Origin of the sequence: Luteimonas sp. 100069, assembly GCF_003813845.1 — a bacterium.
In the GTDB taxonomy this organism is placed as follows: Bacteria; Pseudomonadota; Gammaproteobacteria; order Xanthomonadales; family Xanthomonadaceae; genus Luteimonas; species Luteimonas chenhongjianii.
In genome coordinates, this window is sequence record NZ_RPFN01000001.1 from 758435 (window position 1) to 783485 (window position 25051).

At 67.6% G+C, this 25051-nt stretch carries 16 protein-coding genes; 9 read left to right on the plus strand and 7 right to left on the minus strand.

The features are described from left to right. The first annotated feature begins 14 nt into the window (after positions 1-14). Complete coding sequence (locus EGK76_RS03360; RefSeq protein WP_123831642.1) at positions 15-2780, plus strand: glycoside hydrolase family 3 protein; 2766 nt, start codon at positions 15-17, stop codon at positions 2778-2780. Positions 2781-2832: 52 nt separating this feature from the next. Here EGK76_RS03360 and EGK76_RS03365 read toward each other — a convergent pair whose 3' ends face one another. Together EGK76_RS03365 and EGK76_RS03370 are read right to left on the minus strand one after the other, a co-directional pair. Further along, positions 2833-4023, minus strand: a complete 1191-nt coding sequence (locus EGK76_RS03365) for an endo-1,4-beta-xylanase (protein ID WP_123831643.1) — start codon at positions 4021-4023, stop codon at positions 2833-2835. Positions 4024-4209: 186 nt separating this feature from the next. Next, a complete protein-coding gene (locus EGK76_RS03370; RefSeq protein WP_123831644.1) occupies positions 4210-5247 on the minus strand; it encodes an endo-1,4-beta-xylanase in 1038 nt (345 codons plus the stop codon). Positions 5248-6394: 1147 nt separating this feature from the next. On the opposite strand from EGK76_RS03370, the gene EGK76_RS03375 reads away from it, so the two are divergent. The 3 genes from EGK76_RS03375 to EGK76_RS03385 are packed head-to-tail and all read left to right on the plus strand — an operon-like array spanning position 6395 to position 9754. Next, on the plus strand, positions 6395-7894 hold the full coding sequence (locus EGK76_RS03375; RefSeq protein ID WP_123831645.1) for an MFS transporter: 1500 nt from the start codon (positions 6395-6397) through the stop codon (positions 7892-7894). After that, a complete protein-coding gene (locus EGK76_RS03380) occupies positions 7891-8940 on the plus strand; it encodes a glycoside hydrolase family 43 protein (protein ID WP_123831646.1) in 1050 nt (349 codons plus the stop codon). Before EGK76_RS03375 ends, EGK76_RS03380 begins: the two co-directional genes overlap by 4 nt. Beyond that, on the plus strand, positions 8930-9754 hold the full coding sequence (locus tag EGK76_RS03385) for an aldose epimerase (RefSeq protein ID WP_123831647.1): 825 nt from the start codon (positions 8930-8932) through the stop codon (positions 9752-9754). Before EGK76_RS03380 ends, EGK76_RS03385 begins: the two co-directional genes overlap by 11 nt. Before the next feature lie 524 nt (positions 9755-10278). On the opposite strand, the gene EGK76_RS03390 is transcribed toward EGK76_RS03385, so the two are convergent. Genes EGK76_RS03390 through EGK76_RS03405 form a run of 4 tightly spaced genes read right to left on the minus strand, consistent with a single transcriptional unit; the run spans position 10279 to position 15535 of the window. Further along, positions 10279-10569, minus strand: coding sequence for a hypothetical protein (locus EGK76_RS03390; protein WP_123831648.1), 291 nt, complete (start codon positions 10567-10569; stop codon positions 10279-10281). Next, positions 10559-12910, minus strand: a complete 2352-nt coding sequence (locus EGK76_RS03395) for an FdhF/YdeP family oxidoreductase (protein WP_123831649.1) — start codon at positions 12908-12910, stop codon at positions 10559-10561. Before EGK76_RS03395 ends, EGK76_RS03390 begins: the two co-directional genes overlap by 11 nt. Continuing rightward, positions 12907-13809 carry a formate dehydrogenase accessory sulfurtransferase FdhD gene (gene fdhD, locus EGK76_RS03400; protein WP_096299161.1) on the minus strand — a complete coding sequence of 301 codons (903 nt, stop codon included), beginning with the start codon at positions 13807-13809 and terminating at the stop codon, positions 12907-12909. Before fdhD ends, EGK76_RS03395 begins: the two co-directional genes overlap by 4 nt. A 43-nt stretch (positions 13810-13852) precedes the next feature. Next, entirely contained in the window at positions 13853-15535 is a 1683-nt protein-coding gene (locus EGK76_RS03405; protein WP_123831650.1) for an OFA family MFS transporter, read from the minus strand. 203 nt (positions 15536-15738) lie between these two features. Here EGK76_RS03405 and EGK76_RS03410 point away from each other — a divergent pair, with 203 nt between their 5' ends. Next, the gene (locus tag EGK76_RS03410; protein ID WP_123831651.1) at positions 15739-16815 is read left to right on the plus strand and encodes a substrate-binding domain-containing protein; all 1077 of its coding nucleotides are present in this window, start codon (positions 15739-15741) and stop codon (positions 16813-16815) included. Positions 16816-16965: 150 nt separating this feature from the next. Here EGK76_RS03410 and EGK76_RS03415 read toward each other — a convergent pair whose 3' ends face one another. Further along, positions 16966-18777: a DUF885 domain-containing protein gene (locus EGK76_RS03415; protein ID WP_123831652.1), complete on the minus strand. Its 1812-nt coding sequence runs from the start codon at positions 18775-18777 to the stop codon at positions 16966-16968. Positions 18778-18964: 187 nt separating this feature from the next. On the opposite strand from EGK76_RS03415, the gene EGK76_RS03420 reads away from it, so the two are divergent. The 4 genes from EGK76_RS03420 (at position 18965) to EGK76_RS03435 (ending at position 24994) form a co-directional block, all read left to right on the plus strand. Next, the gene (locus EGK76_RS03420) at positions 18965-20596 is read left to right on the plus strand and encodes a TldD/PmbA family protein (protein ID WP_199730845.1); all 1632 of its coding nucleotides are present in this window, start codon (positions 18965-18967) and stop codon (positions 20594-20596) included. Between the two features lie 433 nt (positions 20597-21029). Next, positions 21030-22664: a TldD/PmbA family protein gene (locus tag EGK76_RS03425; RefSeq protein ID WP_123831653.1), complete on the plus strand. Its 1635-nt coding sequence runs from the start codon at positions 21030-21032 to the stop codon at positions 22662-22664. Positions 22665-22676: 12 nt separating this feature from the next. Beyond that, a complete protein-coding gene (locus EGK76_RS03430; protein ID WP_096299152.1) occupies positions 22677-24011 on the plus strand; it encodes a TldD/PmbA family protein in 1335 nt (444 codons plus the stop codon). A gap of 284 nt (positions 24012-24295) precedes the next feature. Next, on the plus strand, positions 24296-24994 hold the full coding sequence (locus EGK76_RS03435; protein WP_123831654.1) for a DUF4159 domain-containing protein: 699 nt from the start codon (positions 24296-24298) through the stop codon (positions 24992-24994). Positions 24995-25051: the final 57 nt, after the last annotated feature.

The following is a 25051-nucleotide window of genomic DNA, read 5'->3' on the forward strand; positions in this document are numbered from 1 at the left end:
GGAGAAACGGGAACATGCAGCGACTGGAACAAGGCACGCCGCCGCGGCGCGGCGCTTCACGCACGAAACCACTGCTGCGGGCCTGCGCGGCCGCGCTGCTGGCGGCGGTACCGGCCCTGGCGGCAGTGGCCGCCGATGGAACGCGTCCCTGGCAGGACACCTCCAAGGACTTCCAGACGCGCGCGGCCGCGCTCGTTGCGCAGATGACGCTGGAGGAGAAGGCCGCGCAGATGCAGAACGACTCGCCGGCGATCGAGCGGCTCGGCCTGCCGGCCTACGACTGGTGGAACGAGGCGCTGCATGGGGTGGCGCGCGCGGGCGGAGCGACCGTTTTTCCGCAGGCGATCGGCATGGCGGCGACGTTCGACGTGCCGCTGATGGACGAGGTCTCGCGCACCATCAGCGATGAGGCGCGCGCCAAGCATCACGAGTTCTTCCGCAACGGCCAGCATGGCCGCTACCAGGGGCTGACCTTCTGGTCGCCCAACATCAACATCTTCCGCGATCCGCGCTGGGGCCGCGGCCAGGAAACCTACGGCGAGGATCCGTATCTCACCGCGCGCATGGGCGTGTCCTTCGTGCGCGGCCTGCAGGGCGTGGCGCCCGATGGCAGCCCGCTGCCCGAATCGCAGGGCGGGAAGTATCGCAAGCTCGACGCCACCGCCAAGCACTTCGCCGTGCACAGCGGCCCGGAGGCCGACCGCCATACCTTCGACGTGCATCCGTCGCGGCGCGACCTGTGGGAAACCTACCTGCCGGCCTTCGAGACGCTGGTGACCGAGGGCCAGGTCAAGGCGGTGATGGGTGCCTACAACCGCGTCTACGGCGAATCGGCGAGCGGCAGCAAGCTGCTGCTGCGCGACATCCTGCGCGACCAGTGGGGGTTCGAGGGTTATGTGATGTCCGACTGCTGGGCGATCGTCGACATCTGGAAGAACCACAAGATCGTCGCCACGCCGGAAGAGGCGGCGGCGCTGGCAGTGAAGAACGGCACCGAACTCAACTGCGGCAGCACCTATGCCGAGCACCTGCCGGTTGCGGTACGCAAGGGCCTGATCGGCGAAGCCGAGCTCGACGATGCGTTGACCCGGCTGATGACCACGCGCATGGAACTGGGCATGTTCGACCCCGCGGACCAGGTGCCCTGGGCAGGGACGCCCTACACCGTCAACCAGGCGCCGGCCCATGACGCGCTGGCGCGGCGCGCGGCGCAGCAGTCGATCGTGCTGCTGAAGAACGACGGGGTGCTGCCGCTGTCGAAGGACATCCGCCGCCTGGCCGTGATCGGCCCGACCGCCGACGACACCATGGCCCTGCTGGGCAACTATTACGGCACCCCGGCCGATCCGGTGACGATCCTGCGCGGGATCCGCGAGGCGTCGCCGCGCACGGAGGTGGTGTACGCGCGCGGCGCCGACCTGGTGGAGGGGCGCGAGGATCCGGCAGCGATGCCGCTTATCGAGCCGCAGTACCTGCGTCCGCAACCCGGTTCCAACGAGCGTGGGTTGCGCGGCGAGTACTTTCGCAACAAGGCGCTTTCCGGTGAGCCGGTGCTGGTGCGCGTGGACCCGCAGATCGGCTTCCGCTGGGACCGTGGCTCGCCCACCGACAACCTGATGGCGCGTGGCGAGGCCGGGCCCGACAACGCCGTGCCCAACGAGAACTTCAGCATCCGCTGGAGCGGCCAGCTGTTGCCGCCGGTGAGCGGACGCTACCGGCTCGAGGTGGGCGCCAACGACGGCTTCCGGCTGTACGTGGACGGCACGCCGGTGCTGGACCACTGGGAGGACGCCGAGCGCATGCGCGCCGACAGCGTCGAACTCGACCTGGAGGCCGGTCGCGCCTACGACCTGCGCCTGGAGTACTACGAGGGCGAGCGCGATGCCGGCGTGCGCCTGGCCTGGGAACTGCCCGGTGCGAAATCGCCGTTCGAGACCGCGTTGGCGGCCGCGCAGGATGCCGATGCCGTGGTCTTCGTCGGCGGCCTGACCGGCGACGTCGAAGGCGAGGAGATGACGGTGAACTATCCCGGCTTCGCCGGCGGTGACCGCACCGACATCCGCCTGCCAGCCACCCAGCAGACGCTGCTGGAAGCCCTGCACGCGACCGGCAAGCCGGTGGTGCTGGTGCTGACCACCGGCTCGGCGCTGGGCGTGGACTGGGCCAGGCAGCACCTTCCGGGCATCCTGGTGGCGTGGTATCCGGGCCAGCGCGGTGGCAATGCCGTGGCCGACGTGCTGTTCGGCGATGTCAGCCCGGCCGGACGCCTGCCGGTGACGTTCTACAGCGCCGACGAGCAGCTGCCGGCGTTCGACGACTACGACATGGCCGGCCGCACCTACCGCTATTTCAAGGGTGAGGCGCTGTATCCGTTCGGTCATGGCCTGTCGTTCACCACGTTCGACTACAGCGGGCTTCGGCTGGACCGCGAGCGCGCGGCGCCTGACGACACCGTCACCGCCACGCTGACCGTGCGCAACAGCGGCGGGCGCGCCAGCGACGAGGTCGTCCAGATCTACCTGCGGCCGCTGGCCCCGGCACGCGAGCGTGCGCTGCGCGAGCTGCGCGGTTTCCAGCGCGTGCACCTGGCGCCCGGTGAGGCGCGCGAGCTGAGCTTCCGCTTCTCCCCCTCGCGCGATCTGCGCCACTACGACGAGACCGCCGGCGGCTATGCGGTCGATGCCGGTCGCTATGACGTCGAAGTGGGCGCATCCAGCGCGGACATCCGCGCAAGCACGGAGTTGCACGTGACACCGAGCATTTCCACCGGGGCGGACTGAAGGGTGCCGATGCCCGGCCCGCTTCGCCGTGCGCGCCCGTACCGGCTGCCGGTCAGGGGCCGGCCGGTACGGCGAGCACGGCGCTGAAAGCGGGTCTGGGCTGTCCCTGGCGATCGAACAACAGGGGGTAGTTGGTGCGGCCCGGGATGGGATAGTCGTTCTTCCACGACATCCCATCCTCCACGCCCCAGACCGACACGCGGTGCAGCTTGTCGCGCCGCGCGTGGAAGATGCGGAAGAGCTCGGCATAGCGATCGGCCAACTGCTGCTCCACCGGGCCGGGCAGGCCGTCGCGATAGGGGTCGAGGAAGCTCTTGAACTCGGGCAGCTGGAACTGCGGGTGGGTCATGCCCTGGCCGATGATCTGGCCTTCCTTCGTCAACGGCAGCACGTCCACGTCGAGTTCGGTGATCATCACCTTCACCCCGAGCGCGGCATAGGCGTCGATGGCGGCCTCGATGTGCGCGGTGGACGGGTAGTTCAGGCCCCAGTGGCCCTGGATGCCGATGCCGTCGATGCGGATGCCGGCGTCCTGCAGCATCTTCACCATGCGCACGATGCCGTCGCGCTTCTCCGGGCGCCAGGCATTGAAGTCGTTGTAGTAGAGCTCGGCGTCCGGCGCGGCCTCGCTGGCGAAGGCGAAGGCGTCGCGCACCAGGGCGTCGCCGTCGCCGCCGTAGGCGCGCGTCCACACCGTGTCGCGGTACTGGCCGTCCTCGCCCATCACCTCGTTGACCACGTCCCAGGCCTGCACCTTGCCGGCGTAACGACCGGCGACGTTGTGGATGTAGTCGCGCATGCGCTGGCGCATCGTCGCGGTGTCGGCCTGCGTGCCGGCGGCAGCTTCGAAAAACCACGCCGGCGTCTGGTTGTGCCACACCAGGGTGTGACCGATCAGGAACATGTCGTGCTGCCGGCCGAACGCGACGAAGGCATCGGCGGCGTCGAAGTCCCAGCGGTCCGCTTCGGGATGCAGCACCTCGGCCTTCATCACGTTTTCGGCGGTCAGCGCGTTGAAATGCTGCACCACCAGCGCCTGCGCGCGCGGATCACGGCCCGCGACGATGTCGTCATTGACCGCGGTGCCCAGCGCGAAGGCGTCGGCGTAGACCTGTTTCAGGCTCGGCGCGGCGTGGCCGGGCTGCACCGGAGAGTGAGCGGCCGGCGGGGCCGCAAGCAGCGACGTTTCCAGGCCGGCGGCGAGCAGCAGGGTGGTGGCCAGCAGGCGAAGTCGGGTGTGCATGAAACTCCTTGTATCGGCTGCGCCGGTGCGGATTGGCGTCGGGTCGGGCTGCGGGGAGTCGATCGCCCGCCGCGTCGGCCTCGCTGGTAGGGCATCACCGCGCCACGCGGCACCTGTGCGCGGATTGCGGCGCGGCCTGCGATCTTCGTCGTTCGGCTGCGCAGACGGGCGCGGCCTCCGGCACGGTCACCGGCTGTCCTGTCCGCCCACGTAGCCACGCAGCCACTCCAGCGCAGGCCGTTCGCTGCCGTCCTCGCGGATCAGGTATGCGCCCTGGTTGTCGCGCCAGAGTCCGCGGCGGAAGCCCCACAGTGTCATGCCGGTGACCGCAGGATGCTCCCAGAACACCGGGAACACGCGCTGGTAGCTGGCCAGCTGCACGGCATCGTCAAGCCCGTCGATGTCGAACTCGGTCACGTGGACCGGCAGCCCGGTCGCGCCGAGTGCATCGAGGTTCGCGCGGTGCACGTCCATCGACGTCTCCTCGGTGGTGGAGAACGCATGGCCCTGGACGCCGATCAAGTCGAGCAGGTTCTCGGCCTGCAGCAAGCGCACGATTTCGATGTAACGCCGGGTCGCGTCCTCGCTGTTGGTCACGCTGTAGTCGTTGAGCATCAGTTTGGAATCGGGGAAATGCCGTCGCGCCATCCGGAAGGACTCGAGGATCCAGTCCCAGCCGCTGTCACCATCTCCGCCAAGCGCGGCAATATAGTTGCCGCCGCCCTCGTCGTCCTTCGATGGTGGATCGTTGAGCGGTTCGTTGACGACTTCCACGATGTCGATGCCCGGGTAGCGCTCGGCCACGGCGGCAAACCACTCCTCGATCTCGGCGCGCTGTTCCTCCGGCGCAAGGGTCTCGATCCATTCGGGTTGCTGATTGCCCCAGACCATCACATGCATCTGGAACGGGAAGCCGTTGTCCCGGGCGACGCGCCAGGCGGCGTCGAGCTGGTCCCAGTTCATCACGTCGCGCTCGGCCTCGACCTCGCCCCATTTGCCGCCGTTCTCCGGCGTGACCTTGTTCCAGTAGTCGGCGAAATCTTCCGCCTGCGGCGGACTGTGCGCCCCGCCGAGAAACTTGGGCCGGCCCGTAGCGAGCGGCGCATCGGGGCCGGGCTGCGGCGTCGAGGTCGCGTCCTCTGGTGACTGTTGGGAACCGCAAGCGGCCAGGAGGAGGGGCAGGGCGATCAACGTTGCGAGTGGCGTGGTCCGGAATGTGCGCATAGGCTGAAAAACGCCTCCATGGGTCATGGCGATGCGGCCCGATGGGCGCGCGGTGCCGGGGTGGGTGATGGGAGCAGGCTCACGTCTTTGCGGGGTCGAGTCATACCGGCGCGGGAATGGATGGGCGCGGAGCGGAGAGATACGCCAACGGCAAGCAAACACATCGCCGGAAGAGAGTGCGTACGCGACCGCCGCACGTTCGATCCGGCGATCGGGCCGCCGCAACCAGCAGGGAGCAACTGATCTGGCGAACCCGGCGTGACCGACTCCCGGCTCGATGCAGGCAGCTGGATATCCGCAGCGTCGTGCATCTGCGGCGCTATCCGGGCGCCTGCACATGGCAGCATCGAGGTCTCCAAGCGGCGTCTAGTGATAGCGCTATCACTAACATGGCCGAGCATGAAACCCGTTCTGCGGTGCATCAATGACGCTGGCGACTGTCCGGATCGATCTGCGGATAGCGCTTCAATCGAGCGGATATGGCATGTCTGCGCCGGCTGCCGGAATTCTTGCTGCTGCGCAGCGTGCGTGCGGGAAATGATAGCGCTACCGTCGATCCGCATCTCGCCCGGATCGCGTGGACCCGCGGGCGAAGATGGCGACCGACATCACAGAACGTCCTGGCGATGCGCATTCCCCGCGACCGCCACGACGCGACCAGACACGGGAGGGGAGTGCGGGTGCAGATCCGAACCACGCCAGGCACGTTGTCCCATGCGCCGGGCCCGGCATCGCCCGGCACGGGAGATCCCCGGGTACGTATGCCGCCGCCGTTCGGGGCCGGCCGCACCCTGGACAACCTGGCCTGGCAACCGCGGATCGCTTTCGCTCAGGTCGGCGTGACCGTTGTCGGGTACCGCTCCAGCTCGCCCCCCAATGCCGACACCGATTGGTACCGACCGGGCCGCCACGCCGTGTCCGGTCTCCTCGGGACCTCGTGACCCTTGCAGCACGCTGATGGCCTCCCCACGGTCTGTCCCGGCGCTCCGGCGCCGGGGTGGACCGTGTTCTCTCCGCGGGTACGTCGTCGACCTCCTGCGCCGCAGCCGTCCACACTGGACTGCTGGGCGCGGGTGTTCGCCGGATGCCCCGCACTCCAGGTCACGCCCGCCCCCGGGCGTAACCATCTGTCCGGTACCCCACCACGATGACGCCTTCCACCCATGCCAGCGCCACCGATGTCCTGTCCGTACGCGAGAAGCTCGGCTACAGCCTCGGCGATCTCGCCGCCAATCTGATCTTCCAGACGCTGGTCACGTACCTGGCGTTCTTCTATACCGATGTCTACGCACTGCCGGCTGCCACCGCGGCGACGATCATCTTCGTCGTCGGTCTGCTCGGCGCATTCGTCTTCACCCCGATCATCGGCATCCTCGCCGACCGCACGCGCACGCGATGGGGCAAGTTCCGGCCCTGGATCCTGTGGACGGCGGTGCCGTTCGGCGTGCTGTCGCTGCTGGCCTTCAGCACCCCGGACTTCGGCGAGCGCGGCAAGGTGATCTATGCCCTGACCACCTACACGCTGCTGGTGCTGGTGTACGGCGCCAACAACCTGCCGTACTCGGCGCTCAGCGGCGTGCTGACCGGCAACATGGCCCAGCGCAACAGCCTCTCCTCGTACCGTTTCGTCGCGGTGATGGTCGCGCAGTTCGTGATCCAGGTGCTGTTGCTGCCGATGGTGCTGATTCTCGGCGACGGTGACCGCGTACGCGGTTTCGAGCAGGTGATGACGATCTTCGCCGTCGTCGGCACGGTGTTCTTCCTGATCACCTTCCTCACCACGCGCGAGCGCATCCTGCCTGCGCAGACGCGCACGTCGGGAGTGATTCAGGACCTCACCGACCTGTCCCGCAATCGTCCCTGGCTGATCATGCTGGCGCTGACCATCCTGGTATTCGTGACCCTCGCGCTGAGGGGCGGCATGACGATCTACTACTTCCAGTACTACCTCGATGGCGCGGCGCTCGCCGCGTTCCTGCAGAACTCCGGATTCAACGGTTTCGTCGACGGACTCAACGCCACGCTCACGGGCATGGGCATGGCGGGGTTCCAGTGGCCGCAAGACGCGCCCACCTCCGCTTTCAGCCTGTTCAATGCAGGTGGCATCATCTTCATGATCCTGGGCATCGGCCTGTCGCGACCGCTGGCTGATCGCTTCGGCAAGCGCGACGTGTTCGGCGGCGCGCTGTTCGTCTCGACGCTGTTCATACTCGCGTTCTATCTGTACACGCCCGACGCCATCTGGCTGGTGTTCGGTTCGCAGATCCTGCACGGGTTTTTCTACGGCATCAGCATTCCGCTGCTGTGGGCCATGATTGCTGACGTCGCCGACTATTCGGAGTGGAAGAACCACCGCCGTGCGACCGCGATCATCTTCTCGGCGATGCTGTGCGGGCTGAAGGTCGGCCTGAGCATCGGCGGCGCACTGGTTGCCGCGATCCTTGCGCGCTACGGCTACGAGACCGGCGGCGGAGCGCAGGGGGCGCCGGTCGTCGACGGCATCCGCCTGACGTTCAGCGTGTACTGCGCGATCCCGTTCCTGCTGGCGGTCGGGCTGCTGTTCTTCTACCGGATCGACAAGACCCTGGAGTCGCGCCTGGAACGCGAACTGGCCGATCGTCGGATCCAGGCGGAGGTGGGCGCATGAGCGCGCATTCCGAGCCGCAGGCATTGGATACGACAGGCGAGGCGGCCCTGTCGGCCGAGCTGGACGCACTCGCCGCCAAGGCCGTGTCCGCACCGCTCGTCACCCACATCTACACCGCCGACCCGTCGGCGCATGTCTTCGAAGGTCGCATCTACATCTATCCCTCTCACGACATCGATGCCGGCGCACCGTTCGATGACGAGGGCGGGCACTTCGGCATGCAGGACTACCATGTCCTGCGCATGGACTCGCCCGATGGTCCGGCCGTGGACTGCGGCCTCGCGCTGCACGTGCGCGACGTGCCATGGGCAGCGCGGCAGATGTGGGCGCCGGATGCGGCGTATCGCGATGGGCGTTATTACTTCTATTTTCCCGCCAAGCAGGCCGACGGACTGTTCCGCATCGGCGTCGCGGTGGGAGGTCGGCCCGAGGGCCCGTTCGAACCCCGGCCCGAACCGATCGCCGGTACGTACTCGATCGATCCGGCGGTGTTCGACGACGGTCGCCACCACTACATCTATTTCGGCGGCATCTGGGGCGGTCAGCTGCAGAAGTATCGCGACAACGTCTACAGCGCCGCGCACGTCGAGCCGGAGGGCGACGCGCCGGCGCTCGGCGCGCGCGTGGCCAGGTTGCGCGACGACATGCTCGAGCTCGACGAAGCCACGCGCGAAGTGCTCGTGCTGGATGAGCACGGCGAGCCCCTGCGCGCCGATGACCACATGCGGCGTTTCTTCGAAGGCCCCTGGGTGCACAAATACGCGGGGCGCTACTACTTCTCGTACTCGACGGGCAACACCCACCTGCTGTGCTACGCCGTTGGCGACAGTCCGTATGGACCCTTCACCTACCAGGGCGTCATTCTCGAACCGGTGGTCGGCTGGACCACCCACCACTCCATCGTCGAGTTCGAAGGCCGCTGGTGGCTCTACTACCACGACGCGCTGCTGTCGGGCGGCGTGACTCATCTGCGGACGGCCAAGGTCACCGAGCTGCATCACGACGAGGATGGGCGAATCCGCACGATCGACCCCTATGGCGGATGACGTACCCGATGGAGCGCACGCGCCGCTCGCCAGCGGACACGTGCTGCGGATCGAATGTGCGGCGCTCGTTGCCAGCGTCGCGCCGTCGGCCGGTGGCCGCATCGCCCAGATCGCCTACGAGGGTGTGCCACAGCTGATCGGGCCGGACGATGGTCATCCGGGGACCATCGCCTGGGGCTGCTATCCGATGGTGCCGTGGGCAGGGCGCGTGCGGAACGGCCGTTTCAGCTTCGACGGCCAGGCGCACACGCTGACGCCCAACCTCGGCGCGCACGCGATCCACGGCGTGGGCTTCGCGATGCCGTGGCAGGTCGAACTGCATACCGCGGACTGCATCGTGCTGTCGCTGCAATTGCCGCGTAGTGCGCGCTGGCCGTTCGGCGGCATCGCCCGGCAGACCATCCGTGCCACGCCGAGGCGCCTGCGCCTCACCCTGGACGTGCATGCACAGGATCAGGCGATGCCTGCGGAAATCGGCTGGCATCCGTGGTTCCGCAAGCCCGACCGCATCGACTTCAGGCCGGCGCAGGTGTATCCGCGGGATGCCGACGGCATCGCGACCCTGCCGATGTCCGCCCCGCCGCCGTCGCCCTGGGACGACTGTTTCACCGGAGCCGATGGCGCCGTGCTCCATCGCGGCGCGCAGCGGATCACCCTGACATCGGACTGCGATCACTGGGTGGTGTTCGACGAGCAGGCGCATGCAACCTGCGTCGAACCGCAGAGCGGACCGCCGGACGCGTTCAATCTGGCGCCGCGGATCCTCCATCCCGGAGAAGGCATCAACCGATGGTTCGAGATGCTGTGGAGCTGATCGTGTCGCCGGCGCGCCATGCACACGATGGGGCCCGACGCATCGATCGGCGGCATTCGCGCTACAGCCGCGAGGCAGGGCGGTTGCGGCAGCCCGCCCCGCTGTCGTCTCGGATCGGCCGACGATGCTGCGCGCGCAGTGCGCAGTGCGCCGTGCGCCGTGTCCTGTCGACACGCCCGAGGTCCGCAACTGCACAGCCGCGTGCGCGGATCAAGTCGAATGATCGGCTCCATCGCCTGGCATGGTGAAAATTTGACCAGCGCTTCGGGCGCCGCATGGCAGGCCGTGTTGGAGCGCTTATCCACACCTTTGTCATCGGATCATCCACACCGCTTGTGGACAGTGGGCTGCCTATCGGGCTGCTGATCGAAGGTCAAGCGTCGATGCGTGGCGCGCCGCCGCCGACATCGACGTTTCCGGTGCCCCGAAGGCAGTGTGGCTTCACCGGGATCACCCAGCGCCGCGAGCGTTACTCCGGCGCCGAGGGAAAGCAGACGCCTGGCGCGCGCACCTGGCGAGTCGCGTCAGCGCTCTGCCCCGGCGTCGGCGTCGGGCGCGCGTTCGCGCAGGCCGACCAATGCGGCATGACCACTGGCGGTCAGCTGCGCCAGGGTCCGGCCGCCGTCCTCGAGGGTGCGTACCCAGCCTGGACCCTGCGCATCGCCGATGCGCGCATCGCCCAGCCAGGCCAGTGCGCGCAGCAGCACGCTCATGCGCACGCCGAGCCGCTTGCACAGTCGCGGCAACGACACGCCATCGGGCGCTGCCGCCAGTTCGGACAGCAACGCCAGCAGCAGGGCCTCGTCAGCGGACAATGGCGGCGGGAATGTCGCGCTGGCGCGGCATCTGCGCGCCCGCGGCGAGATGTGGGGTGACGATCACCGGCACCGACTTCGACGTCGGCGTCCGCGATTCGTCGGCGAAGCTCGACAGCGGCACCAGCGGGTTGGTTTCGGGGTAGTAGGCCGCGAGGCAGCCGCGCGGAATGTTGTATGCGACCAGCAGGAAGCGCGGCGCCTGGCGGCGCACGCCGTCTTCGCAGATGCTCTCCAGGTCCACCCAGTCGCCGGCCTGCATGCCCAGCGCTGCGATGTCGTCCGCATTCGCGAACAGCACGCGGCGCTCGCCGAACACGCCGCGATACCGGTCGTCGAGCCCGTAGATGGTGGTGTTGTACTGATCGTGCGAGCGCGTGGTCGCCAGCGTGAACACAAGTTGCCCGCCGTGGGTGCGGCGCGCGCGGTGGATGGGGTTGTCGGTCGGCACCGGGCAGGGGACGAACACGGCCTTTCCGGCCGGATTGACCCAGGTCCGCTGGGCCGCGGTGTTGGGCAGGCGGAAGCCGCCGGGCACCCGCACGCGGGCGTTGAACTCGTGGAAATCGTCGAAGGTCATCGCGATCGCATCGCGGATGCGGTCGTAATCCTCGATCAGGCCCAGCCAGTCGATCTTCGAGCGCGCGCCGAGGGTGGCGTGTGCGAGCCTCGCGACGATCGCCGGCTCCGAGAGCAGTGCATCGGACGCCGGCGGATTGATGCCCGACGACAGGTGCACCATGCTCATCGAGTCCTCGACCGTCACGCCCTGCGGGCCGCCTGCCTGGAGGTCGATCTCGGTCCGGCCCAGGCACGGCAGGATCAGCGCATCGCGTCCGTGCACCAGATGGCTGCGGTTGAGCTTGGTCGCGACGTGCACGGTGAGGTCGCAGCGGCGCAGGCCGCGAGCGGTCGCCTCGGTGTCCGGGGTCGCGATCGCGAAGTTGCCGCCCATGCCGAAGAACACCTTGGCGCGGCCGTCGATCATCGCCTCGATCGCGCCGACGGTATCGAAGCCTTCCTCGCGCGGCGGCTCGAATCCGAACACCTGCTGGATGCGGTCGAGAAACGCGGCAGGCGGCTTTTCGTAGATCATCATCGTGCGGTCGCCCTGCACGTTGCTGTGGCCGCGCACGGGACAGGCGCCCGCGCCCTCACGGCCGAGATTGCCGCGCAGCAGCAGCAGGTTCACCAGCATGTTGATCGTCGCCACCGAATGCTTGTGCTGGGTGATGCCCATGCCCCAGCAGGCGATGACGCGCTCGCACGACAGATACAGTTCGCCGGCGCGGCGGATCGTCGGCTCGTCGAGCCCCGACTCCTCGACGATCACCTCCCACGGTTCGGCCAGCACGTCGGCCGCGAACGCGTCGAAACCGGTGGTGTGCCGGGCGATGAATTCCTGGTCGAGCAACGACGCGCCGCCGTCGCCGGTGGCCTCGATGTCGCGCTCGAGTACGTGCTTGATCATGCCCTTCACCGCGGCGAGATCGCCGCCGATCTTGAGCTGGAAATAGTCCGACGAGATCGCCGTCGAACCGTTGGTCGCCATCTGCAGCTTGTCCTGCGGATCGGCGAAGCGTTCCAGGCCGCGCTCGCGCAGCGGATTGAACGAAGCGATCTTCGCGCCGCGCTTGGCCGCCTCGCGCAGCTCGCCGAGCATGCGCGGATGATTGGTGCCCGGATTCTGGCCGAAGATCAGGATGCCGTCGGCATGCTCGAAGTCGTGCAACGACACCGTGCCCTTGCCCACGCCGATCTGCTTCTTCATCGCGGTGCCGGACGACTCGTGGCACATGTTCGAGCAGTCGGGGAAGTTGTTGGTGCCGTATTCGCGGACGAACAGCTGGTACAGGAACGCAGCCTCGTTGGAGGTGCGGCCCGAGGTGTAGAAGATCGCCTCGTCAGGCGAGGGCAGGGCATTGAGGTGCCGGGCGATCAACGCGAAGGCCTCGTCCCACTGCACCGGCACGTAGTGACCGCTGGCCGCGTCCAGCCGCATCGGCGTCGTCAGCCGGCCCTGCTGTTCGAGCCAATGGTCGCTGTATTCCGACAGCTGGGCCACGCTGTACCTGGCGAACAGTTCCGGACCGGCGCGGAACTTCGTGGCTTCGGCAGCGACGGCCTTGGCGCCGTTCTCGCAGAACTCGAAGGTCGAGGTGTGGTCGCGGTCGGGCCAGGCGCAGCCCGGGCAATCGAAACCGTCGGGCTGGTTGGCCCGCAGCAGCGTCTTCGCACCACTCACCGCGATCTTCTGTTCGCTCAGATGCCGGGCGACGCTCCGGAGTGCGCCCCAGCCGCCGGCGGGGCCGTCGTACCTGCGGATCGTGTCGTTGCTCATGGTGCTTGGGTCCTGCCTGGGCGCATGGCGGTCGGCGCATCGGCCGAAGGCGGCAGCAACCGCTGCGCATGGGTGTAGACGGCGTGCCCGTCGTCGCGGGCGAAGCCGATCAGGGTGAGGTGGGCGCGATCGGCCAGCGAGATCGCCAGCGCGGTCGGCGCGGAGATCGCTGCCATCAGCGCGATGCCGACGCTCGCGGCCTTCATCGCCATTTCGTAGCTGGCGCGGCTGGTGACGACGAGAAAGCCGGCGGCGGGATCGAAACCCTCGGCATGCAGCGCGCCGATCAGCTTGTCGAGCGCGTTGTGGCGACCGACGTCCTCGCGCGCGAGCCGCAGCGTGCCGTCAAGCGAGGCCCAGCCTGCGGCGTGGGTCGCGCCGGTCAACGCGGCGATCGACTGCGCATCGCGCAAGGCGCGCAATGCACGCGAGAGCGCTTCGGGCGCGACCCGGACATCCGTCGTCACCGGCGCGGGATAACGCAGCGCAGCCTCGAGCAGTTCGCTGCCGCAGACGCCGCAACCACTGCGGCCGCTCATGCTGCGGCGGCGCAAGGCCAGTGCCTCGGCGCGGGCCTCGGGAATCCGCAGCCGGATCTCGGTGCCCTCGATGAACTGCTCGATACGCTCGATGGCGACATCGCCCGGCGAGGCGACGATGCCCTCGCTGAGCGCGAAACCGCGGGCGAAGTCTTCCAGGTCCGCAGGCGTCGCCATCATCACCGCGAACGGCACGTCGTTGTAGACGAAGGCCACCGGCACCTCTTCGGCGACATGGTCGTCGACGTGGCGCACGGCGCCTTCGCGCCAGCGCTCGACGGGCCGGCGCACCGCGCCGGCGGGTGCGTCGCAAGCCTGCGGAGCGGATGCGCGCTGCGGGTTGTCGTGGGAATCGTTCATGGCGTGAGGTTAGCGGCGACCGCGTGAGCGGCCGCCGCCCATGTCAGGAGAAAAGCACCAGTGCTTTTTCCAGCGTTTTCCAGATGCCGAAGGCCAGCGGAATGCCCACTGCGGCCCAGCAGAACGCCACGAGCAGCGGATTGCCGCCGGCGCCGATGCGGTCCATCTCGTCCTGGCTGATCAGCGACTTGCCGGATGCGTCGACCTTCTCGTGGGCCAGCTGCTTCTCGCGCGCCAGTTCGTCGGGGGTCATGAAGTACTTCGCGTTGACCGGCCGCACCAGCAGGTTGCAGACCAGGCCCAGCGCGAGCATCCCGGCGAGGATGTACATCGTGGTGTTGTAGACCTGGGACGGCGGCATGCCCATGCCGAGCTGGTATTCGCGCATGTAGCCGATCACCAGCGGGCCGATGATGCCGGCCGTCGCCCAGGCGGTCAGCAGGCGGCCGTGGATCGCGCCGACATGCTGGGTGCCGAACAGGTCGGCCAGATATGCCGGCACCGTGGCGAAGCCGCCGCCGTACATCGACAGGATCACGCAGAACGCCGCGACGAACAGCGCGATGGAGCCGGCGTTGCCGAGTGTCGGCGCAGCGGCGTAGAGCGCGATGCCGAGCACGAAGAAGATCGAGTACGTGACCTTGCGCCCGAACTTGTCCGACATCGAAGCCCAGAAGAAGCGGCCGATGATGTTGGCCAGGCTCAACACGCCGACGAAGCCCGCGGCGATCGCGGCGATCGCCGACAGCTGCTCGGTGCTCAGCTCACGGAAACCGGCGTCGACCCCGATCAGGCGACCGCCGAACATCTCCTGCAGCATCGGCGAGGCCAGGCCGAGCACGCCGATACCGGCCGAGACGTTGAGGCACAGCACCGCCCACACCAGCCAGAACTGCGGAATGCCCCAGACGCGCTTCACGTGCACGTGGCCCTGGGTGATCATCGCGTTGTTGCTCGCCGGCGGTGGCGTCCAGCCCTTGGGCTTCCAGCCGGTCGGGGGCACGCGATAGCCGAACGCGCCGGCCATCATGAAGACGAAGTAGACCGCGGCCATGACCAGGAAGGTTTCCTTGACGCCGACCGAGGTCGGGCTGGCGAAATGGCGCATCAGCATGTCGGCCAGTGGGCTGCCGATCAGCGCGCCGCCGCCGAAACCCATGATCGCCATGCCGGTGGCCATGCCGCGGCGGTCCGGGAACCACTTGATCAGCGTCGACACCGGCGAGATGTAGCCCAGACCCAGGCCGATGCCGCCGATCACGCCCGAGCCCAGCCACAGCATCCAGATCTGATGCAGGTGCACGCCCAGCGCCGAGATCAGCAGGCCGCCGCACCAGCACAGCGCGGCGACGAAGCCCGCCTTGCGCGGACCGACGCGTTCCAGCCAGCCGCCCCAGATCGCCGCCGAGCAGCCCAGCAGCACGAAGAACAGCGTGTACATCCACTGCAGCTCGCTGATCTGCCAGTCGCAGCTGGCCGAGGTGATCCGCGCGAAGAAGCCCATCTCCGCGCCACAGGCCACGGGCGCGGTAATCCCGACAGCCATCGACAACGGCAGCCAGAACACGCTGAAGCCGTAGGCCATGCCGATGCACAGGTGGATGGCCAGTGCGGCCGGCGGTACCAGCCAGCGGTTGAAGCCGGGCCTGGCGATGATGCGCTCCTTCGAAAGCAGGCTGCTCTCCGGCGCGCTGGCTGGAAGCGGTAGTGCGGAACTGTTGGCCATGGATCTCCCCCGATTTCATATGCGACTGGCGTTTTCGATCGCGCTTTATGCTCCGAAAAACATATTGGCTGCGACAGATCGTCGCAACGGTACGCGCGCATGCCTTGTATCGCCAGATCCAATGGTCGACTATCCGGCTTTGAAGAACATATTGAAGTGGCGGTCAGGCAGCACTGCCGCGGCCGCCGGGCAGGGGAGTGCACATGTACAAGGTCCGGATCCGGCCGCGCTGGGAACTGGAAAGCGCAAGCGGCGAACGCCTGCCACCGCATCTGCTGGAACTGCTGGTCGCGGTGCGGGCCACCGGCTCACTGGCCGCGGCCGCGCGCAAGGTCGATCTGTCCTACCGCTATGCCTGGGGGCAGTTGCAGGACGCGGCTGCGGTATTCGGCCAGCCGCTGCTGCGCATGACCCGGGGCCGCGGCGCGCGGCTCACGCCCATCGGCGAGCGCCTGGTCTGGGCGGACAGCCGGATCGCCGCGCGCCTGTCACCGACCCTCGACAGCCTGGCGACCGAACTCGAAGCGGAGCTCGAGCGCATCGTCAGCGCGCAGTCGACGCCGCTGCGCATCCACGCCTCGCACGGATTCGGCGTTGAGACGCTGCGCCGGGCGATGGCCGAGACCGGACTCCCGCTGGACCTCAAGTACCGCAGTCCGGAGGACGCGCTGGTTGCGCTGCGTAGCGGGGCCTGCGACATCGCCGGTCTGCACCTGCCGATCGGCGATCTCGAGCCTGCGCTGTTCGCGCACTACCGCGACCGGCTCGATCTCGACGCCGACCGCGTGATCCACCTGGCGATGCGCCGCCAGGGCCTGGTGCTGGCGGCGGGCAATCCGCGCGGTATCCACACGCTGCAGGATCTGGAACGCCCGGACATCCGCATGATCCATCGCCAGCCCGGCTCCGGCACGCGCCTGTTGCTGGAAACGATGCTCGCGCGCCACGGCATCGCCTTCGAGCGCATCCGCGCCTGCGATGTCGAGGAACTCACCCACGCCGCGGTGTCGGCCTATGTGGCCAGCGGGCTTGCGGACGTGGGCTTCGCGCTGGAACCGCCCGCGCGCAAGTACGGGCTGGAGTTCTTCCCGCTGGTCACCGAGCACTATTTCTTCCTGTGCCACAACGACGTGCTCGAATCGGGCCGCATCACCGAGCTGCTGGCACTGCTGCGCAGCGATGGATTCCGCCGCGATCTGGGCCTGTTGCCCGGCTATGACCCGAGCTACTGCGGGCGCGTGCAGACCCTGGCCGAAGCGTTCGAGGCGGCCCGGGGCTAGGGCCGGGCTCGCCGCGGCGGCGGTCGGGTCGCGTTGAAGCGGGGCGCTGCCACGCCGGCGCCGGTCGCAGTCGAAGATGTGGGCGCGGGCATCGCCGCGCCTTCGGTGCCACCGGCGCTTTTCCGGCGCCGGCCGTAGACGCTGCCGGCTTTACTCGATCGCCTCGTCCAGCATCAGCTGACGCGCGAACCGCACCGGCGGTGCGCCCTGGGCCAGCATGCCGTCGTGGTACTGCTTGAGGTTGAAGGCTTCTCCGGCCTTGGCTTCGGCCGCCTGACGCGCATCGAAGTGTTCCTGCGCGCCGACGAAATACGTAGCGAGCTGGGTGGACGACAACTGCGCGCGGATCCACTTGCCTTCGGCTTCGCTCTGCTGCTGGAAGGTCTGGCGCACCATCAGGTCCATCGCCTGTTCCTTGGTCCAGTTGTCCACGTGCACGCCCTGGTCGAGCACTGCGTTGGCAACCGCGCGCGCATAGAACTTCAGCTGCATCAGCCGGAACAGCGGATCGTTGTCGGCGTATCCGGCGTCGGCCATCATCCGCTCGGTGTAGACCGCCCAGCCTTCGGCGAACGGCCCGGAACGGAACACCGCGCGCAGCGTCGAGGGGTGGCCGACCGAATGCGCGCCCTCGAGGTAATGGCCCGGCATCGCCTCGTGGATCGTGAGCACGTGGATCATGTGCTTGTTGTATTCGCGCAGGAACGAATCCACCTGGCCGTCGTCCCAGTCGTCGGGAATCGGCGAGATCGCGTAGTAGGTGTCCAGACCCTTGTCGAGCGGGCCGGGCGAATCGCAGTAGGCGACCGCGACGCCACGCTGGAACTCGGGCATCAGGATGATCTTGACCGGATCCTCGGGCACGGTGACCAGGTCGTTGCTGCGGGTGAAGTCGGTGGCGACCTCGAGCGTGTGGCGGGCGAAATCGACGACCTCGTCGCGGCCCGGCTTGTCGGCGTAGGCGACTTCCATCGCCGCTTCGATCGCAGCCTGGCGCTGGTCCTCGCTCGGCTGGGCCGGCGTTTCCGGCGCGCCTTCGCGGTCCTTCAGTACCGCCTGGGCGACGACATACATCTCGTCGCGGATGCGGCTCAGCTCGGCTTCGGCGCGCTGGCGGATGTCCTGGCGGCTCAGCGAGGAATTGAGCGCGAACTTGAGCTTCTGGTCGTACTTGTCCGCGCCGATGCGGAACTCGCCCTTGGCATTGGGCACCAGGGTGCCGTCGAGCCAGGTCTGATGTTCGTCGACCGCCGCGCGCAGGGTTTCGACCGCGGCGTCCAGGCGCGTCCGGTCCTCACCCTGCAGCTGGTCGGCATTGGGCGTGATGAAGGTCTCGATCAGCGACAGCACGCCCTTGTTCTGCGCAGCCACGGTGCGCGCATGCGTCGCCGGTACGCGCGCCGGATCGAGGTTCTCCCGTGCCTGCGCGAGGATCGTGGGGACCTTCTCCATGCGCGCGGTCGCCGACTTCAGGCGCTCGGGCATCGGCGCGAACTCGCGCGCCATCAGGCTGTAGATCGCGCCACCGGCCAGCCCGCTGTAGATCTGCGGATCCCAGGCCCAGCTCTGCATCGTCTCGGTATCCCAGATCCCGTACTCGAGCGTGTTCCTCAGGATCAATGCATCGACATGGTTGTCGCGCGAGAGCTGCGCGAGATCGATCGCATCGAGTTCGGCGAGATAGCGGCGGCTGAAGTCGAGGCCTGCCTGGCGGCCGGCTTCGGAGAGATCGTCCACTTCGCTGTCGAAACGGTGATCGCCGATCTGCGTGGCCGAGATCGGCGACATCCGCATCGATTCGTCGAGGAAGCGCTTCGACAGCTCGGCGAACGCAGCGTCGGCCTGCGAGGCGGCGTTGGTGGTGACGCCATCCGGGGCCGCGACGGGCGTGGTCGGTGCCTCGCGGTTGCAGCCGGCGAGGGCGGCGGTGAGCACGGCGACGGCGAGCAGGGAACGGCGCATTCGGTGGGTTCCGGGCAGGGGGGACAGCGCGCAAGCATAGGGCCGGGCAGGGGGGCATGCATGTGCCGATGGTGGCGGAAACCGGGGCGGCCGATGCAATGCGACGCGCGTCGTCATTTGACGCGCACCTCGCCCGCACAGAAGAATCGGGGCGATATGCGGCCATCGCCGCGGGGAGAAAAATGCAATGCGACGTCGCGACTTCATGGCCTACGGCGGGATCGGACTGGGCAGCCTGCTGCTGCCCGGTGGCATCGGACGCGCGATCGCCGCCGAGGAACTCGCCAGTACGCTCGACCCTGCGCTGAAGAAGCGGCTCGCGGATGTCGCGCTGCAGGTGTCGCGTGATGGCGGCGGCAGTTATTGCGATGTGCGCATCGGCCGCTATCTCCGCCAGTACGTGATGACCCGCGAGACGCGTGTCGAGAACGTGGTCAACGAGGAGTCGACGGGCGTCGGCATCCGCGTGCTCGCCGACGGTGCCTGGGGCTTCGCCGCGACGCGCGCACTCGATCCCGACGGCATCGCCGAGGCCACGCGACAGGCGCTCGCGATCGCGAAGGCCAACGCGCGCATCCAGAGCGAGCCGGTGCAGCTGGCCCCGGTGCGCGGCGTCGGCGAGGTGGCCTGGGCAACGCCGGTGCGCCGCAACGGCATGACCGTGCCGCTGGAGGAAAAGGTCGCGCTGCTGATGGACGTCAATGCCGCGGCCACCGCCGCCGGCGCGGATTTCGTCAGCTCGCGGATGTTCCTGGTCAACGAGCAGAAGTACTTCGCCAGCACCGACGGCTCCTACATCGACCAGGATGTGCACCGGATCTGGGCGCCGTTCACGGTCACCGCCGTGGACAAGACCAGCGGCAAGTTCCGCACCCGCGACGGCCTGTCTTCGCCGATGGGCCTGGGTTACGAATACCTGACGCCCGATCCCGCGCAGCGCTTCGAACTGCCCGGCGGCGTGGTCGCCTACGGCCAGGCCTACGACATGCGCGCAGACGCCGCCGCCGCCGCGCGCCAGGCGCGCGAGAAGCTCGCCGCGCCGGGTGTGAAGCCGGGTCGCTACGACCTGGTGCTCGATCCGTCGAACCTGTTCCTGACCATCCACGAAAACGTCGGCCATCCGCTGGAACTCGACCGGGTGCTCGGCTACGAGGCCAACTACGCCGGTACCAGCTTCGCCACGATCGACAAGCGCGACTCGGGCTATCGCTGGGGCAGCGACATCGTCAACTTCGTGGCCGACAAGACCCGGCCCGGCAGCCTCGGGGCGGTCGGCTACGACGACGAAGGCGTACCGACGAAGCAATGGAACCTGATCAAGGACGGCGTGCTCGTTGACTACCAGGCCACGCGCGACCAGGCGCACATCCTCGGCAAGAGTGAATCCGACGGCTGCAGCTATGCGGACTCGTGGTCGAGCGTGCAGTTCCAGCGCATGCCCAACGTGTCGTTGGCGCCGGGCAAGGCGCCGTTGACGGTGAAGGAGATGATCGGCGACGTCGAACGCGGCATCTACATCCATGGCCGTGGTTCGTATTCGATCGACCAGCAGCGCTACAACGCGCAGTTCGGCGGCCAGCTCTATTACGAGATCCGTAACGGCGAAATCGCGGGCATGGTCGAGGATGCCGCCTACCAGATCCGCACGCCGGAGTTCTGGAACGCGTGTTCTGCGATCTGCGACGAGCGCGATTTCCGCCTCGGTGGCTCGTTCTTCGACGGCAAGGGCCAGCCCAGCCAGGTCTCGGCGGTTTCGCACGGCTCGGCGACCACGCGCTTCGACGGGGTCAACATCATCAACACGGCGCGGAACATCTGAGCGGCGCGCGGCCTGGAGATCCGCCGACCTCTTCCTTCGGGAGAGGTCGACGCGTGCAGCGCGTTGGCTGGGCGAAGCGCGCAGCAAGGCAGGGAACATCGTCTTCGTCCCGATCGCGCCGGGAGAGTGATGACGGCTGCGCGTCCTGCTGCGTCACCCATGGCCGGCTTCGCCTGGCGCGGGGCAGGATCGTCGGCGCTGGTCGAGGCATGGCACTTCGGTCCTGCGCTACCCGTCCTCGTGCGTCGACATGATCGTTGTGGGCGCGCGCATCGGGCCGGCACGCGCACTGTGTCATGCGCGCGCGTGCCGAAAGTCATTTGACGCTGCGTCCACACGGCGTCAAGAATCGGGATGGCTCCGCAGGACGCGATGCCGTTTCGCCAACCCCGCACATGGCGCCCGCCGTGCGCACGTTCCTCGGAGAACTCCCTTGCATAGACGCGATTTTCTCGCCCTCGCTGGTGTCGGTGCGGGCGGCCTGTTGCTGCCTGCCGTGTTCGGCAGGGTCATCGCCGCCGAGCAGCTGGTGTCCACGCTCGATGTCGCTTTCAAGAAGCGACTTGCCGATGCCGGCCTCAATGCGGCGACGTCCGCGGGTGCGACCTACTGTGACGTCCGCGTCGGGCGCTACCTGCGCCAGTTCGTGATGACCCGCGAAGACAAGGTGCAGAACGTCGTCAGCACCGAATCGACGGGCGTCGGCGTCCGCGTGATCGCTGGCGGTGCCTGGGGCTTCGCGGCGACCAATGATCTGACCGAGCAGGGCGTGGCCGAGGCCGCGCGCCAGGCGACCGCGATCGCGATGGCCAACGCCAAGGTGCAGACCGCGCCGGTCCAGCTGGCACCGGTCAGGGGCACGGGCGAAGTGTCCTGGCGCACGCCGATCAGCAAGAACGGCATGGAAGTGCCGGTGGCCGAGAAGGTGGAGCTGCTGCTTGGCGTCAACGCCGCGGCAATGGGCGCGGGCGCGAGCTTCGTCAATTCCACGCTGTTCCTGGTCAACGAGCAGAAGTATTTCGCGAGCACCGACGGCTCCTATATCGACCAGGACGTGCACCGGATCTGGGCGCCGATGACGGTCACCGCGATCGACAAGGCCAGCGGCAAGTTCCGCACCCGCAGCGGGCTGTCCTCGCCGATGGGCATGGGCTACGAATATCTCGACGGCGCGGCCTCGGGCAAGGTGGTCTCGCCCAATGGCGTCGTGAACTACAGCACGTCCTACGACATGCGCGAGGATGCGATCGCCGCGGCGCGCCAGGCGCAGGAGAAGCTCAAGGCGCCGTCGGTCAAGCCCGGCCGCTACGACCTGGTGCTCGATCCTTCGCACACCTGGCTGACGATCCACGAGGCGATCGGTCATCCGCTCGAACTCGATCGCGTGCTCGGCTACGAAGCCAACTACGCCGGCACCAGTTTCGCCACGCTCGACAAGCGCGAGGAGCGTTTCCAGTACGGCAGCGACATCCTCACCGTGTTCGCCGACAAGACCCAGCCAGGCAGCCTGGGCGCCGTGGGTTACGACGACGAGGGCGTGCCCACCAAGCGCTGGGACATGATCACCGACGGCAAGCTGGTGGATTACCAGACCATCCGCGACCAGGCCCATATCCTGGGCAAGACCGAGTCCGACGGCTGCGCCTACGCCGACTCCTGGTCGAGCGTGCAGTTCCAGCGCATGGCCAACGTGTCGATCGCGCCGGGCAAGACGCCGCTCAGCGTCGCCGACATGATCAAGAACGTCGAGAACGGCATCTACATCATCGGCGACGGCTCGTTCTCGATCGACCAGCAGCGCTACAACGCGCAGTTCGGCGGCCAGCTGTTCTACGAGATCAAGGACGGCGCAATCACCGGCATGATGGAGGACGTGGCCTACCAGATCCGCACCCCGGAATTCTGGAACGCCTGCAGCGCGATCTGCGACGAAAGCGACTATCGCCTCGGCGGTTCGTTCTTCGACGGCAAGGGCCAGCCGAGCCAGGTCTCGGCGGTTTCGCATGGCTCGTCGACCGCCCGTTTCGACGGCATCAACGTGATCAACACCGCGCGTTCGCTCGGCTAAGGAGAATCAACCATGACCATTTTCACCGAAGCCCAGGCGCGCGAGATCCTCGAGAAGACCGTCGCCCTGTCCACCGCCGACGAATGCACCGCGACGCTGTCCGGCTCCGTGGCGGGCAACATCCGCTTCGCGCTCAACAATGTCTCCACCAGCGGCATCGTCAGCAATGCCGAGCTTGCGGTGCAGGTCGCGTTCGGCAAGCGCGTCGGCACCGCCAGCATCAATGCGTTCGACGACGCGTCGCTGCGCAGCGTGGTCAAGCGCGCCGAGGATCTCGCACGGCTGGCGCCGGAGAACCCCGAATTCCTGCCGGCGATCGGCAAGCAGGAATACCGCCCCAGCCCGACCTACAGCGAATCCACCGCCGCGATCACCCCGGAGTTCCGCGCCAATGTGGCCGCCGGGTCGATCACCCCATGCCGGGCCGAGAACCTGATCGCCGCCGGCTTCCTCGACGACGGCAAGAACTTCGTTGCGTTCGCCAACAGCAACGGAAATTTCGGCTATCAGCAGGGGACGAACTTCAACTACACCTGCACCGTGCGTACCGAAGACGGCCGCGGTTCGGGCTGGGTGGGTCGCAACCTCAAGGATGCCAGCGAGTTCGATGCCGGCCGCGACGTACGCGTGGCGATGCGCAAGGCCAGCGAGTCGGCCGAGGCGCAGGCGCTGGAGCCCGGCAAGTACACGGTGATCCTCGAGCCGGCCGCGGCCGCAGGCCTGATCAGCTTCATGATGCGTTTCTTCGATGCGCGCACCGCCGATGAGGGGCGCAGCTTCCTGTCCAAGCGCGGCGGCGGCAACAAGCTGGGCGAGCAGGTCTACGACCCGCGCGTGAACATCGTGTCCGACCCGTGGCATCCGGAAGCTGCGGTGATGCCGTGGGACGGCGACGGGCTGCCGCGCGAGAAGATGGCGATCATCGAGAACGGCAAGATCGCCAATCTCGACTATTCGCGCTTCTGGGCCCAGCAGCAGGGCAAGCGCGCCGTCGGCCGCCCGGGCAACCTGCTGATGTCCGGCGGCACCGCCTCGACCGCCGACCTGATCCGCGGCACCGATCGCGGCATCCTCGTCACGCGCACCTGGTACATCCGCATGGTCGATCCGCAGACCGTGCTGCTGACCGGCCTGACCCGCGACGGCACGTTCTACATCGAGAACGGCGAGATCAAGTATCCGCTGAAGAATTTCCGCTTCAACGAGTCGCCGGTGATCATGCTCAACAACATCGACGAGCTCGGGCGTCCGGTGCGTGTGGGTGGCGATGAGTCGTCGATGGTGATGATGCTGCCGCCGATGCGGCTGCGGGACTTCACGTTCACGTCCTTGTCGGATGCGGTGTAACGGCGCGACGCACCGGCGTCGTCTGATAGCGCGAGGCTTGTGCTTTCCGTGATGCACACCGTGCTGTCTGCAGACCCCAGGGGCGCCGCATATCCTTGTGCTGCGCCCTACGGGTCTGGACTGCGGGCCTGGATTCCTCCGCTGCGCCCAGGCATCGGCAGCGGCTGGAACGGGCACGTCGGCGGCGGCAGCGAAGCCGGCAGTGACAGCGCTGGCAAGGGCAGTTGCGCAAACGAAGGTCATCCGCGCCGCGCCACGATGTCCCGCGCCGGAGTGCGCGGGCCATGAACCGACGCCAGTCGCTGCAAATGCTGCTCGGTGCCGCTGCAGCCATGGCCTTGCCGCCACTGGCCGCGCAATCCGCCCGCTACGACTTCTGGTTCACCCGGCTGCGCTACGAGTCCGGTGACTGGGATGTCGATGCGCGGATGCCCTCGAACATCATCACCTCGCTGATCGATTACACCAGCCTGCGGGTCGATCCGGAGGAGCGGGTGGTCGCATTGGCGGACCCGAAGATGCTGGCCTCGCCGTTCTGCTACCTGGCCGGACACAAGCTGGTCGAGTTCAGTCCCGCGGAGCGACGCAACTTCGAGCGCTATGTGCGCGGCGGCGGCTTCGTATTCGTCGACGACTGCAACCACGACATCGACGGCATGTTTGCCAGATCCTTCGAAGCGCAGATGGCCGCCATCTTCGGTGCGTCCGCGATGCAGAAGCTGCCCAACTCGCATGCGCTGTACCGCAGCTTCTTCCAGTTCCCCGATGGCCCGCCGACGACGAACTTCGAACTCAATGGCTGGGGGGACGATCTTGTCCACGATTACCTCAAGGGCATCACGATCGACGGACGTCTGGCCGTGCTCTACAGCAACAAGGACTACGGCTGCGAGTGGGACTACGACTGGCGCAACAAGCGCTTCCTGGCCGAGGACAACACGAAGTTCGCGGTCAACATCGTCATGTATGCGCTGAGCGCATGACGGAATTCCTCACTGTGGCGCTGGCCCTGCCGGGTGCCGCCACATCGCGCGCGAGCG

Excerpts from the sequence above, each read along its gene's own strand:
- EGK76_RS03360 (WP_123831642.1), top strand. The coding sequence starts at position 15 with ATGCAGCGACTGGAACAAGGCACGCCGCCGCGGCGCGGCGCTTCACGC.
- EGK76_RS03365 (WP_123831643.1), bottom strand. The coding sequence starts at position 4,023 with ATGCACACCCGACTTCGCCTGCTGGCCACCACCCTGCTGCTCGCCGCC.
- EGK76_RS03370 (WP_123831644.1), bottom strand. The coding sequence starts at position 5,247 with ATGCGCACATTCCGGACCACGCCACTCGCAACGTTGATCGCCCTGCCC.
- EGK76_RS03375 (WP_123831645.1), top strand. The coding sequence starts at position 6,395 with ATGACGCCTTCCACCCATGCCAGCGCCACCGATGTCCTGTCCGTACGC.
- EGK76_RS03380 (WP_123831646.1), top strand. The coding sequence starts at position 7,891 with ATGAGCGCGCATTCCGAGCCGCAGGCATTGGATACGACAGGCGAGGCG.
- EGK76_RS03385 (WP_123831647.1), top strand. The coding sequence starts at position 8,930 with ATGGCGGATGACGTACCCGATGGAGCGCACGCGCCGCTCGCCAGCGGA.
- EGK76_RS03395 (WP_123831649.1), bottom strand. The coding sequence starts at position 12,910 with ATGAGCAACGACACGATCCGCAGGTACGACGGCCCCGCCGGCGGCTGG.
- fdhD (WP_096299161.1), bottom strand. The coding sequence starts at position 13,809 with ATGAACGATTCCCACGACAACCCGCAGCGCGCATCCGCTCCGCAGGCT.
- EGK76_RS03405 (WP_123831650.1), bottom strand. The coding sequence starts at position 15,535 with ATGGCCAACAGTTCCGCACTACCGCTTCCAGCCAGCGCGCCGGAGAGC.
- EGK76_RS03410 (WP_123831651.1), top strand. The coding sequence starts at position 15,739 with ATGTACAAGGTCCGGATCCGGCCGCGCTGGGAACTGGAAAGCGCAAGC.
- EGK76_RS03415 (WP_123831652.1), bottom strand. The coding sequence starts at position 18,777 with ATGCGCCGTTCCCTGCTCGCCGTCGCCGTGCTCACCGCCGCCCTCGCC.
- EGK76_RS03420 (WP_199730845.1), top strand. The coding sequence starts at position 18,965 with ATGCGACGTCGCGACTTCATGGCCTACGGCGGGATCGGACTGGGCAGC.
- EGK76_RS03430 (WP_096299152.1), top strand. The coding sequence starts at position 22,677 with ATGACCATTTTCACCGAAGCCCAGGCGCGCGAGATCCTCGAGAAGACC.
- EGK76_RS03435 (WP_123831654.1), top strand. The coding sequence starts at position 24,296 with ATGAACCGACGCCAGTCGCTGCAAATGCTGCTCGGTGCCGCTGCAGCC.